Raw genomic sequence first — 13,127 nt, 5'->3', positions numbered from 1 at the left:
TCCACTGTGTCGACTCAGCTGATCAGCGCGTCGCACCAACGGCAGTTCGAAATCCGTTGCAACGTCGGCGACGTCGCTCTCTCGAACGTGGCGGTGCACGTGGTCTTCTTCTTTGAGCGACCTCTCGACACGCAGGCGCTCGCCGGTGCATTCGCGCACGCGCTCACCAGGTTTCCAATGTTCGCCGGCCGAATCGCCATGGCCGGCGGCAGGATGCGAATCCGATGCAAGGGCCAAGGCGTGCCCTTCACATCGGTGTCGTCCGGACGCACAATCCGTGAGGCCATCCATTCGGTGCAGGAGGACAGCGGAGGGTGGCTCATCGATCCGGTGAACGGCGCAACGGCGCGTTGGGGATTCGGCCCGCTATGCAAGGTACGTGTCACGCATCTTGCGGACGACGCGACCGCGATCGGTTTCTCGTTTCACCACGCGATCGGTGACATGCAGACGGCGATGCATTTCTTGAACGCGTGGGCCGCCGCTGCGGCCGGCAAGCCGCTCGCTGACCCCGTGATCGCCGAAGACCGCGCTGCCTACCTCGACGCGCATCTACCTGCCGATGGGGCTCGCGAGGCCGGGGTGCGTTGCCTTGGTCTCGCAGAGATAGCACGAAGCGCGCTCTACATGGCCAAGGATGCGCGAAAACAGCGGACTCTGAGTCTCTACTACGGCGAAGACGAAATCGCCCGCATGCGCGACGCGTACGGATGCCGGATGCGATTGTCTGCGAACGACGTTGTGTGCGCGCATGTTTCCGAGGCGCTCATGAGCGCGGATCCCGCCGTGCATCGTCGCACCCTCGCGATCGCCGTCAATGTGCGGAATCAGTGTGGCCTGGACCCGATGCTGGTCGGAAATATCGTCACCGCGCTGAACGTCGACCTACGCCGCGGAGAGACGGCACGTTCGATCGCCGAACGCATCCGCCATCACGTGGATAGCTTTGCCGATGAACATTGCGACATGCGGATCAACCAAACGTTTCTGGATGCGGTTGGCAGATGGCGGGGGGCGCGCTGCGTCGCGACGAGCTTCAATCCGATCCAGTGGAACCCACTTATCACGAATTGGACCGGATTCGGCATTTATCGCCTCCAGTTCGAAGGCGCCTTCGCCGTCTACTGCACGCCGGTGCTGAACATCCCCTTTGCCGGAGTCGGTGTCCTGATCGAGGGGGCCGACGGCCGCGGACTGGTCTTTCAGATGACGTTGCCGCCCAAGGACTTCGAGGCCATGTCGAGCCCCGCGATTCGGGAACGCCTAAGCAGGTTTCGGTACGCGGACGACGACATTCCACAACTGCACCGCGAGGTTTGCGGCTAGCAGGTAGCGCAACGATCAACTGCTTCGCAGCACCTCGACCGTCTCCAGTCGCCGCGCATGGATCACTGGATACACGGCGGCCGCCAGGACGAGGATGAAGATCGCTTCGACCCCGGTCCGCAACGCCATCGGCAGCGCGCCCCACTCGATTTTGATGCCGTAGTACACCGGCGAGCCGAGCGACCACAGATACGTGAGGCCCAGTCCGCCAAGCACCGCCATGCCGGCGACGAGAGCGCCGAGGATGACGGCGTTGGCGATGATCACGGCCTGTTCTTGCCCGGGGGTCATGCCGATCGCCCGCAACACCGCCCGCTCGCGCTTGCGCTGCACCAGTCCGAGCACGAACACGTTCAGCACACTCAAGCCGGCGGCTGCCATCACGACGTATCCCGAGATCGTGAACGGTTTTAGGAATCGAGTGATGCCGTTGGTGGCCTCTGAACGCCACTGCTGGTTGTCGTACACCCGCAATCCGGTGCCGAGGTTGACGAAATCGCCGCGGTGAGCCGTCGCGGCGGCGGCGGACGGATAGGCCACCGCGATCTGGTCACGCACGGCGGCCCAATCCGCGCGCGCCAATCTGTCTGAAGCCAGCACGATGTCGCCCACTGCGGCGTCGTTCACCATCCGTGGACGGAAGGTTCCAGCGACCCGGTACTGCCTCGGCCCCGCGACCGTCGGCAGCGCGACGGTGCCGCCCGCGGCGACGCCGAGCCGGCTGGCCGCAATCTCACTCAGCCCGATCTCCCCGTCCCGCAGGCCCGGCCAGAACCGGTCGGGTGAATCGGTGGGCTGATAAACCGCCGTGCTGTACCAATCGCCCGGTATGACGCCGACGACCAACCGCGACAGCGTTCCGGACCCGATCGTCGATCGCCAGCGTGACGTCACGCTGCGCCCGTCGGCGACGGCGGTCACCCGCTCGAAGGTGGCGTCGGAGATCTGGCTATCCCGCTGATCAAGCACCGATTGAGCGGCAATCAATAGGGCGGCGGGCAACCGGTCGGCCTTCTCTTCCGCCATCTGCTTGGTGCCGAGCAGTTGCATGCTGTGCGAGCTGATGGCCGAGCTGGCGCCTTGGGCAAGGAGCGCGCCCGAGAGCGCGAACAGTACGGCGTAGCGCCGAACGTCGGCTCCCAGCAGACGTCCGGTGGCGGGACGCGCAATCGTCAGCAGCCTGATCGCCAGGCCCGCACCGCGCGGGGCTATCCACGCCGTCAAGAACACGACCCCGCACAACCCCACCGTCATGCCGTAGATGCCCACGTTCAGCGGCAGTGAGCCGCGCTCGAAGATCTTCAACACCACGACGGAAGCCACCAGCGCGCCCGCCCCGGCGACCAGCGGCCACATCGGGATCGTCCGAACGCGCTGCACCCCACCGACGCTGGCCATCGACGCCAGCGGTCCCTCGCGGGCCAACCTGACGGCGGGCCCGATCATCGCGAGGACGCCCGAGACTGTCCCCGCCGCGGCACCGATCACGATCAAGCTCGGCGTGAAATGCGCGGCAATCGTGCCACCCGAACCGGCCAGCATGGCCTGCCCGAAGCGGTCGACCAGATATGTCCCGAGCAGGAAGCCGCTGGGCACCCCGAGCAGTCCCCCGAGCGCACCCACGACGGCCCCCTCGCCCAACATCCCGCCGAACAACCCTCGCGGCTTGGCGCCGATGGCGCCGATGGTCCCCATCACCGCCCGCCTGTCCTCGACCGCCAACAGGATGGTGTTCACCGAGATGAGCAAGCCGATCAGGATGCCGGCCAACACAGTCAGATTGAAACTCTGCGTGGCGTTCTCGAACACGGCCGGCAGCTGCGGCCGGGGCGGACCAGCGGTTGCGACGCCGGCGATGACGCGGTCGACGTCACTCGCGAAGGCGGCGCTGTCCGTGCCGTGTCGCGGTATAACGAACGCGGCCGTGGCGTACCCGGGCGAGCCGAGCAGGCTCGCGGCGATGTCCGCGGAAGGGGCCAGCAGCACGTAGCCGTCGTTGATGCCCGCGACGCGGTCGAACTCCGGAAACGTCCAACCCAGGTGCGCAGAACCTGAAGGCAGCCCGGGGATGCGCAACTCATCACCGAGCTGTAGGCCATGCCGCTCTGCTATGACCGCCGGAATCTGCAGTGGCACACCGGGACCGGTCGCGGGTTTGACGTCGCGGGCGCGTTGCTCGCAGTCGAAGGAGCCGACCAGCAGCTCGACCTGGCATGAACCGCCGAGCAGGAAGAATCCGTGGGTGCCGCCCGCGACATCCACCGGCGTCAAGGCGGCGACGACGGGGATGACCGCCTCCGCGCCCGCGACCTCCGCGTGCAGACGGTTGACCGTCTGGAATGGCAAGCGGCCGTTCACCTTTGGCGTAACCTGCAGCACCCCGGCGTCTGCGGCGTGGGCGAGCGACGGGCCGAATGCGCCGAATGGGCGGGTGAGTTCGGCTTTGAGCACCAACGTACCCAGCACCACCGTCACCCCCACCGCAACGCCGATCACGCTGAGCAGCGTGCGGCGCCAGTCGGCGATCAACGCGGCGAGGTGGATCCGCCGGAAAGACAGCCAGCCGGCGCGCAGACTTTGCATCATCGCTCCAAGGCGGGCGCAGTGACATCGGCTGGACATGCACGCCCATCGACAACATGAACCTCGCGGGAGCCGTAGCGCGCCGCGGCCCGGTCGTGTGTCACCATCACGACCGCCGCGCCGTCCTCGTCTGACAGCGAGCGCAGGAGATCCAGGACCTCGATCGACGAATGGCTGTCCAGGTTTCCCGTCGGCTCGTCGGCGAGGATGATGGACGGCCTGGCCACCAGCGCGCGCGCCACCGCCACCCGTTGCATTTGTCCTCCCGACAGCTCGGCCGGCCGGTGCCCCGCGCGGTCGCCCAGCCCGACTCGGTCCAGCAACTCCTCAGCGCGTGTGTCGGCTACACGGGCAGGCATACCATCCAGAACCAGCGGCAACGACACGTTCTCCACTGCGGTCAGCATTGGCACCAAGTTGAAGAACTGGAAGACGAATCCGAGGTTGCGCCGCCGAAACGCTGCGCGGGCGCCCGCGCTCATTGACCACACGTCCTGGCCGGCCACCGCGACAGTGCCGCTGTCCGGTGCGTCCAATCCGCCGGCAATGTGCAGCAGGGTCGATTTGCCGGCTCCCGACGGCCCGGTGACGACGACGAATTCGCCTGCATCCAAAGTGAAGTCGAAGTCGACGAGCACATGCAGCTGCTCGTCGCCCCTGCGGTAGGTCTTATCGACGCCGTTGAGCTGCAGAACCGGCGGCACGCTGACGCCGCCGTCACCGACGCGCATCACCACAGCCCTGCCAGCAGCGTGGCCAGGTCGCCGGCCAGCCCAGGCAACTCCGCGGCGGGCGTTGTAGCAGCCGGCAACGACTCGAAGAACAGCGAGGGTTCGAAGAAATTCGGGCCTACTGCCTCAACGAACCAGGTTGGGAAATTGATATCGCCGAACGGCGTGGTGAAGAATGCCTCCGGCGTGCCGCCGATGTCGCTGTAGACCAGTCCAAGAGAGTTGACGCCGGTCGAGCCGGCCGTCGAGATGAGATAGAAGTCGTTGTACTGCTCCCCGACGGGGACGTTGCCGGTGATGTCCTGCTCGACCACAATGTGGTCGTTCTGGGTGAGCCAGAGGGTGTAGTCGCTGCGCACCACGCCTTCGAACGTCTCGTCCGGCGCGTTGGGCACGCTGAAATCCTGGTGCCACATCACCCCTTTGACCCATGGGTGGCCGGCGTCATCGACGAAATTGAACCCCACGTCAAGCGGCGTGGGTGCGCCAGGGTCGACGCCGCCGGGGTCGGCGTGCGCCGTAGCCGCGGAGAAGGCCAGAGCGGCCAGCGCCCCCGTCAGGGTGAGGGTGATGCGGTTCATCGGCGAGTTCCTATCTGTTGTTCCTCGCGCAGCGTGGTCAACGGATCGTCACTCAGGTGCGGTGCGACGGGCGCAGTAGCGCGCTACTGCAATTCGCGCTGTTTGCCCGCGGCACTACCGACTCGCAGTCTTGAGCACCACTGATGAATGCCGAACGCAGTTTCAGCGATCATTTGGTGCGTGTTGCGCCGCAACAAGTTTTGCTTCGGCCATGCGGTACAGACCATCCAGGGCAGCCTGCTCGACATTGATGTACTGGCAGATCACATCGGCGGCGACGCCGGCATCGCGCAGCCTCAGTGCCAGGGAGTATGGCAACGGCAGCGCGCGCAGCGCGCGCTCGTGTTGGCTGAGTTCTTCGGCCATCCGAGCAGCATGCACACCTTTTCATGACGCCGACGCAGTAGCGCGGTACTCAAATCATCGCGGGGGCAATGTCACTCCAGTCGCGCCTTGTGGCTGGGTATCAGCGCGGCGAGCTCGTCACGGCCGGTGGTCTCGGTCTTCGACATGGCCCGGTAGATGTGGCTCTCGACGGTGCGCACGGAAACTGTGAGTCGCTCGGCGATGGCGCGATTCGATAACCCCTGACCGATCATCATCACGATCTCGGCTTCGCGGTCAGTCAGCGGCAAGGGGCCAGTAGCCCGACGAAACGCCGGAGTGCTTGCGCCGCCGCATTGTTCGGCCAGGGCATCGGCGCGCGCCGAGCAACTCAAGGCCGAGCCCCGCAGGTTTTGGCTGCGATACGCGAGGGCGGCGTAGGCCGCCGCATCCAAAGCCGCGACAAGGTCGCCCATCCGTTCGAATTCCTCTGAAACCGATGACAATTCAGCAGCGTCTCCATCGCGCAGCGCAGCTGCGAACCGGGCAGCCAGGCCGACACGTGACCCTTCGACGATCGACTCGAGTGCACGCAACCTCAGTGCGCCGGTGCGGTCACCGAATTGGGTGGCGGTCTGCAGGCAGACTACTTCGGCGGCGAATTGCCCATTTGCTGCTGCCCTTTCGGCCGCCGACAACACGACGGTGATCGCCTCACTGACGGCTCCCTGGCCCGCCAGCACCCACGCCCGGGCCAAGCTGCTCTCGTAGTCGAGTGACCGGAAAAGTCGCCGATCAGCCAGCACGGCGCGCGTGGCTGCCTCGTCGGTCAAACCACGCATGGCCAGCGCGGCCGTGCGTGGGATGCGATAGCGGTATCCCCAGCCAATGGCATGCGAGGCGGACAATCCTTCCGCCGCCTGTTCCAACATCACACATGCGGTATCGAGGCGGCCGGCCCCAAGCGCGGCCCGACCTGCCACTGCGGAGCCGAGCAACTGAGCCGCACCCGGAAGTTCGGCTGCCTGCCGGCGCACCCGGTCGGCTACCTCGAGGGCATCCGAAGTTCGGCCCGACAGCAACAGCGCGCTGATGTGTGCATCAGCAATGTTGAACCGCATATGCGGGGCGTCGAATGAGCGTGTCGCAGCGGTGTATCCCGCCTCGGCTACGGCCACCGCTTCGGCTGTGCGCCCAGCGTCCGCGGCGATGACAGCGAGCACCCACGCAATCTCCGCACCGACAACTGCGGGCAGATGTTCCAATGCAAGGCTTTCCGAAGCTTGCCGCGCCGCCTCCGGTCGATCCATCGCAAACCAGTAGACCGTCAAGAAAGCGTCGATATAGGTGCGCACAGTCGGTGGAGTGGTCTCCAACGCCTCGTCGATGATTCCCTTAGCCCGCGCCGGGTCGCCAAGCGCCCAGAGCGCGTTGCTGGCCCGTAGGAACGCCAATCTGGCGCGCTCGCCGTCGGTCAACTCGCTGGTGCGAATCGCAGCCAGCACCGCGTCGGCCTCCTCACCACGACCCAACCACGAAAGTGCATGCGCTCGAACGAAATTCGGTTCCGGTCCCCCTCCGGCGCGGGCTGCCGCGTCCGCGAGCCGATCGGCGAGTGCCAGATCCGCCAGCCAAACGGCACCCTGGGCTGCGTTGACGAGCAGGTCCGCGTTGGGTGTGAGGTCGGAGTCGAGACTCAACGTGGCGCGGCGCACCACGACTTGAATGTCTTCGTGGTCAACGGATGCGGCGAGTTCGGCGGCGACGAGGCCGCGAAGCCGGCGCAGCTTGGTGGCGGGCGCGCGCCTGCGGCGCACCTCACCGTAGAGCGGGTGCGCTACCCGAACCTCCACACCATTCATTGCGGGCTCGAGCGTGATGAGGCCGCGGGTCTCGGCCTCTTCGACCGCGGCCGGATCAGTGATCCGGCTCAGGGCCGCCAGTTCGATCGGCTCGCCGACAGCCAGCGCATCGACCACATCGCTGACCGGCCCAACCAGTGCCCCGGTGCGGGATTCGATCAGCTCGACCAGGCTGCGCGGGATGACCGGATCACCGATCCATCGCCAGTAACCGTGCTGTTGCACGAGTCGACCATCGGCGACTTCCTGCTCGACGATATTTCGTAGATACAGAACGTTGCCACGAGCGAGCTTCCACAGCCGCTGAGGCACATCCGGATCCACCGGCCCCTCGAACGCTGTCGTCAGCAGCGTGGTGGTTTCGTCGAGCGACAACGGCTGCAGGTCCAGCCGGTCGAACCGGCCACCCCGCCATATCTCCTGGACCGCCTCGGGAATCGGTTCACCGTCCAGGACGGTAAGCACCACTTTCGCGGCGCCACGCTGGACGATCTGGTGCACCACGAATAACGACAACTCGTCGAGAAGATGCACATCGTCGACACCCAGCACCACCGTGGTGCCCGCAGCCGCGGAAGTCAGCGACTCGATCACCCCCCGCAACAACTGAACGGTGTCGGTGACACCCGACTGCGCCCATGCGGAGAAAACACCCAGCGGAATTGCCCGCGCTGAGGACGCGCCTACCGCCAATCGACCTTCGTAACCGCGGGATTCAACAGACGACAAGGCTTCACGGACGATGCGGCTCTTCCCCACACCCGCTGCTCCGTAGACGACAATTCCGGGCACATCCGAAGCCGAGATGGCGGCCTCGATAACCCGCATCTCCTCGGAGCGGCCGATTAGTGGCCACCGCATGCGCATCCGCAAATCCTAGGAGCGTGGGCACTGCGACGCCGAGAATATGAGCGACTTCGGCAAGGCGCCTGAACGCAGCTCTATCCGCGGTAGCGTTGGTGCCGGACTCATCCAGCGAAACCGCTTGTCGCGAGCGGTCCTGTGGGGATGGAAGCATGCCGGTGAGGACTCATCCCAGTTGACGCCCTTCTGGCGGCGGTGTGCCGGGCTCGCGCACATGCTCGCGGCGGGCGTCGTGCTGGTGCAGTGCGCCGCCGCGCCGCCACCTCCCGCGGCCACACCATCACCGGCTGCCACCACACCACCGCCGGCTGCGTCGTCGGCCAGCGCTCCGCCGGCACGCGCGACTGCGACCGTGGAGCCGGTCACCGCCGCCGAACTCGGCGCGACCTGGCGGCCGGGTTGCCCCGTCGAGCCGCAACAATTGCGACGGGTCGACGTCGACTATCTCGGGTTCGACGGCCAGACCCACCGCGGCGCGCTGATTGTGCACGAAGACCTGGTGCCGGACGTCATCGCGATCTTCGAGCGGCTTCACCAACTGCGTTATCCCGTCGACAAGATCCGCACGGTCGACCACTACCCGGACGCTAACGATGAGCTGTCCATGGAGGACAACAACACTTCGGCGTTCAACTGCCGGCGCATCCCCGGAACCGACGAATGGTCCCCACACGCATACGGCCGGGCTATCGATATCAATACCCTGCTCAACCCGTGCCTCTACGCCAGCGGCTATTTCGAGCCGGAAAACGCGGCGGCCTACCTGGACCGCAGTCGTACCGACCCGGGAGTCCTACATAACGGCGATCCAGCCGAACGCGTCTTCACCGATCGCGGCTGGCAATGGGCCGGCGACTGGACGACTCCCGACTACCAGCACTTCGAGCGGCCCTGAGGCCCCGTCAAAGATGCAGGGCCTGTCCCGTCGCCGTCGCAACCTCACCGCGCAGATCCGACATCGGTGGACTGCCTCGGGTATGGATCGAGTTCGAGAGCAGAACTACGTAAGTGTCTGAACCTGGGTCCATCCACAGCGATGTTCCGGTGAAGCCGGTGTGGCCGAAGCTGCCGACCGGGAAGATCATGCCTCGCGCCGTGGACTGGCCCGTGTCGATATCCCACCCGAAGCCGCGCAAGTCCTGCCCCGCGATCGCCGGATAGTGCGGCGCCAGAAGCGGATCCGTTGAATTTGGCTCCTTTGCGACCGCTGCTCGGAATGCGTCGTTCGCTGCGGCGAGTTGTTGTGCGTCATGTCCCGGCTGCTGCGGGCTCGTCATCAACTCGAGAGTCGCCCGCGTCAACGGGAACGTGCTCGGACGGCCCGCGAGCCGATCAAGCAAGGCTTGCCCAAAGAGGCTGACATCGTGCGCCGTCGAGAACACGCCCGCGTGCCCAGCCACGCCACCCATGCGCCGTGACGTCGTGTCCTGCACTGTGCCACGAAGCAGGTGATCAAGATCGGGATTCTTACTTGGATCGGCTCTGCTCTCTTCGTCACGTGCTGTCGGTGCGATGCGCGGCAAAAGACCGGTGTTCCAGGTGCCCGCGGCGCAGGCGTCCGGCATCCGGTCTTTTGGTGCGGGAGCCCAGGCGATCGCCGCTCCGGTCGTCGTGTGCGGGCCGCAGGCCTTACTCGGTGGCAGGTAGCGGGTGTCGCGCATACCCAGCGGCTCGAATACGTGTCGCTGAACATAGACGTCCAAGGCTTCACCGGTGGCCTTCTCGATCAGCGCACCAAGCAGGAGGAAGTTGATGTCGGAGTAGCGGAAGACGCCGCCGGGACTGGATTCCAGTGGCGTGGTGAGGGCACGACGAATCCCCTCTGCTTTATCGGCCCGGTCCAGTCCCCACGGGTCTTTCAGGTCGACATCCCCCGTTTCACCCGAAGTGTGGGTGAGCAACATGCGAACAGTCACCTTCGCCCGTCGCGGGTCGTTCGCCGTATTGAAATCGGGCAAGTACCGCTGCACGGGATCGTCGAACTGAACACGGCCTTGTTCGTACAGCGCCATGACGGCGGTCGCCGTCGCGAGGCTCTTGGTCAACGACGCCAGATCAAAGATCGTGTCCTCGGTCATCGGCTCCCCAGGTGCGGGTGACCCATCCAGCCCGGGTTCGCCGGGTAGCTTGCGCGAGCCGTAAGCCTGGTGGAAGGCGACCTTGCCGCCATGTCCGATCACAACCACCGCACCGGGCAGCTTGTCTGCTGCGATCGCACCGTTGATCAGCTTGGAGACCGTCGCGAAATCAGCTGCGGCAGCCGCATCGGGAAGTGCGGAAGCCGCGGCCGGCACCTGCGGCGTCTGCCCGCGGTCGTTTGACGCCGTATGGGCCGCATCGCCACGCGAGCAACCCGCAACGAGTGCAAGAAACACACTTCCGACGGCAACGGCCTTTCGAAGCCGAGGGCAATCCGCTTGCACCCAGCAATGCAATCACGGTCTCCACGAGTTGTGTAGCGTCCTCGAAGGCGCTTTCACGTGCCGGCGACGAGCGCGCGACACTATTCATATGAGCTGCGGCTTGCTGACAATTCAGCCTTGCTACTTAACTAATGTTCTCCGATTTTGGCGGCGTTGAGAGTCATCACACTTTCTCCAACACACGGCTGGCAGTAGAAATAGGCGACAAATCCAATTCACAGGGACTGATGGCCACTATCGTGCCCCAATGGGGGCGCTGATGACGGCCCGGAGGTGACGCGGTGAGAGCCTTTGCGGGCATGCTGCCTGCGTACGCGTTGATCCACAACATCTTGAGCTGGCCGACTGCCTCGCCGAGAGCGACTTGATGACTGCCCGAGCACATCGGATGCCGCCGGCTTTGCCCGATTGCGCGAGTGAGCAATTGCACCTGTCGGGCCGAATTCAAGCCCATGGAGCACTGGTTGCCGCCGATTTGCAAGATCGCCGCATCACATACGCCAGCGCAAACACCCCCGAGTTGATCGGGGCCGAGGTGGATCAGCTTTTCGATTCGCCGGTGACGGGCATCTTCGCGCCCGGCGAACGGCAGCGGCTTGAGGAGGCGATCGAGCAGACGGGCTACCGGCCTTCGTCGCCCGACCTATATGGAATGCGCTTGGCAGCCGGATTCGACGGCAAAGTCGATGTGATTCTGCATCAAGTTGACGGGCAGATCGTTATCGAGATCGAGAGAACGGAAGGGGACGATCAAGCCAATCTCGTTCCGGTTCTCTATGCCTCGCAGGCAGTCGCCGAGGCGACGACCGTGCCCGAAGTTGAGGCGGCCGTTGCGAGCGCAGTGCGCGCACTGAGCGGATTCGACCGCGCGATGGTCTACCGGTTCCACGAAGACGAGCACGGAGAGATCGTCGCTGAGGATCGAATTCCGGGACTGGTCCGATACCTCGGGCATCATTTTCCGGAGAGCGACATTCCGCTTCAAGCCCGCAAGATTTACACCCGCAAAGGGACGCGCTACATACCTGATGTCGACGAGGGCGACGTCGTCGTGGTCTCATCGCCGCGCATGGCCGGCACCTGTCTTGACCTGAGCCGCGCCATGCTGCGAAGCGTTTCCCCCTTCCACCTCGAATACATGCGCAATATGAAGACAGCGGCGAGCCTTTCGTTCGCTATGGCTGACGAAGGCCGGCTGCAAAGGCTCGTGTCGTGCACATCTGAAATCCCCCAATGGCTTTCGCGCTCCAGGCGTCGGTCGTGTGAACTGGTAGTCCTGCAGGCAAAACTCCAACTCGCTGCCGCAGAACAGATCTTCAGACTGCGCGATGCCGCCGGCCGCGACACCATCCGGACCCGGCTCAGGGCAGCGATGAAAAGCGCGCCCACAATTGCCGCGGGACTCACGTCGGCCTCCGGTGATCTGCTGGAGCTCTGCCAGGCAGACGGAGCAGCCCTATGTGCGAACGGGCAATACCGGTCGGTCGGCGCAGCGCCATCCGAGGATGCCGTTCGAAGCTTCGCGGGCGAAATCCGCGCCGTCGGGCCCCTCGGCGCGCCCTGGGCCACCGACCGCTTGCCGCAATCGACAGCTGACTCCCTCGGTGCTGCCGGCTGCGTGTTCGTCGCTCTCGTCGCGCCGGATGATTTCGTGATCTGGTTCCGGCGAGATCATCCGCAGCAGCTCCGCTGGCTGGGCGATCCCCACGCTCACTCCACTGGATTGATCAATCCGAGGAAGTCATTCGATACCTGGCTGGAGCAAGTCAGCGGCTCGAGCACCCCCTGGACAGACGCCGACCTGCAAGCGGCGCAACTGCTCGCACGTGACATCGAATCTGCCCAGCTGAGCCGAGTCCAGGCCAAACTTGCGCACCTCGGGTTCTACGACTCGCTGACTGGACTACCGAATCGCCGCCATCTGAGCAACGTCATGGCCGCCATGGCGGCAGCGGCTACACCAGCCGATCCGGTGGCCGCCATCTTCATCGATCTCGACCGCTTCAAGGCAGTCAACGACGAGTACGGGCACGATTCAGGCGACCAGGTGCTGCGCGAGGTCGCGCACCGCATTGCCGAGGCAACCCGCACCCGGGGTGACGTCGTGATGCAGGGCGATACCGAGCACCCGCCCCCGGTCAGGCTCGGTGGTGACGAGTTCCTCGTGCTCCTGCCGGGCGTAGATCCCCAGGGCGCCGAGCTGGTCGCCGACCGGATCCGTCAGGCGCTGCTCGAGCCGATTGCCATCAGCCCAGACGTCCGGCTGACCATCAGCGCGGCGATTGGGGTGGCGCTGGCCGCAGAGCCAGAAGAACTGCAGCATTTGCTGAGCCGGGCCGACGCCGCTATGTACAAGGACAAGCGCCGGGGCCCACGGCCGGCCACTGAACCCGAATGAACGACTAGCCGGTACCGATCCGAAACAGTCTGGCC

General features: G+C 65.2%; 9 protein-coding genes. 3 read left to right on the top strand and 6 right to left on the bottom strand.

Features of this window, described 5'->3' with window-relative positions; translation table 11 throughout:
• Window positions 1–6 precede the first annotated feature (6 nt).
• Window positions 7–1,326 (top strand): acyltransferase, encoded by a 1,320-nt coding sequence (locus tag G6N27_RS23805; RefSeq protein WP_163780729.1) that lies wholly within the window; start codon window positions 7–9, stop codon window positions 1,324–1,326.
• A 15-nt stretch (window positions 1,327–1,341) separates the two neighbouring features.
• Here the strand turns inward: G6N27_RS23805 and G6N27_RS23800 are convergent, their stop codons facing one another.
• The 5 genes from G6N27_RS23800 to G6N27_RS23780 form a co-directional block, all read right to left on the bottom strand.
• A complete protein-coding gene (locus tag G6N27_RS23800) occupies window positions 1,342–3,909 on the bottom strand; it encodes an ABC transporter permease (protein ID WP_163780727.1) in 2,568 nt (855 codons plus the stop codon).
• Entirely contained in the window at window positions 3,909–4,640 is a 732-nt protein-coding gene (locus G6N27_RS23795) for an ABC transporter ATP-binding protein (RefSeq protein ID WP_163780724.1), read from the bottom strand. The genes G6N27_RS23800 and G6N27_RS23795 overlap by 1 nt, the downstream gene beginning before the upstream one ends.
• Window positions 4,640–5,221 carry a hypothetical protein gene (locus tag G6N27_RS23790; RefSeq protein ID WP_163780722.1) on the bottom strand — a complete coding sequence of 194 codons (582 nt, stop codon included), beginning with the start codon at window positions 5,219–5,221 and terminating at the stop codon, window positions 4,640–4,642. The genes G6N27_RS23795 and G6N27_RS23790 overlap by 1 nt, the downstream gene beginning before the upstream one ends.
• Window positions 5,222–5,383: 162 nt before the next feature.
• On the bottom strand, window positions 5,384–5,587 hold the full coding sequence (locus G6N27_RS23785; protein ID WP_163780720.1) for a hypothetical protein: 204 nt from the start codon (window positions 5,585–5,587) through the stop codon (window positions 5,384–5,386).
• Between the two features lie 71 nt (window positions 5,588–5,658).
• Window positions 5,659–8,274: a helix-turn-helix transcriptional regulator gene (locus G6N27_RS23780; RefSeq protein ID WP_163780718.1), complete on the bottom strand. Its 2,616-nt coding sequence runs from the start codon at window positions 8,272–8,274 to the stop codon at window positions 5,659–5,661.
• Between the two features lie 118 nt (window positions 8,275–8,392).
• On the opposite strand from G6N27_RS23780, the gene G6N27_RS23775 reads away from it, so the two are divergent.
• Window positions 8,393–9,166, top strand: a complete 774-nt coding sequence (locus tag G6N27_RS23775) for a M15 family metallopeptidase (protein WP_372512952.1) — start codon at window positions 8,393–8,395, stop codon at window positions 9,164–9,166.
• Between the two features lie 7 nt (window positions 9,167–9,173).
• Here the strand turns inward: G6N27_RS23775 and G6N27_RS23770 are convergent, their stop codons facing one another.
• Window positions 9,174–10,565: a serine hydrolase domain-containing protein gene (locus G6N27_RS23770; RefSeq protein ID WP_232065167.1), complete on the bottom strand. Its 1,392-nt coding sequence runs from the start codon at window positions 10,563–10,565 to the stop codon at window positions 9,174–9,176.
• A gap of 517 nt (window positions 10,566–11,082) precedes the next feature.
• On the opposite strand from G6N27_RS23770, the gene G6N27_RS23765 reads away from it, so the two are divergent.
• On the top strand, window positions 11,083–13,092 hold the full coding sequence (locus tag G6N27_RS23765) for a sensor domain-containing diguanylate cyclase (protein ID WP_163780714.1): 2,010 nt from the start codon (window positions 11,083–11,085) through the stop codon (window positions 13,090–13,092).
• The last annotated feature ends 35 nt before the right edge of the window (window positions 13,093–13,127 follow it).

Source organism: Mycobacterium cookii, assembly GCF_010727945.1.
Lineage (GTDB): Bacteria > Actinomycetota > Actinomycetes > Mycobacteriales > Mycobacteriaceae > Mycobacterium > Mycobacterium cookii.
Note: the sequence above shows the minus strand (reverse complement) of the source record. Positions and strands in the feature narration are given on the sequence as shown.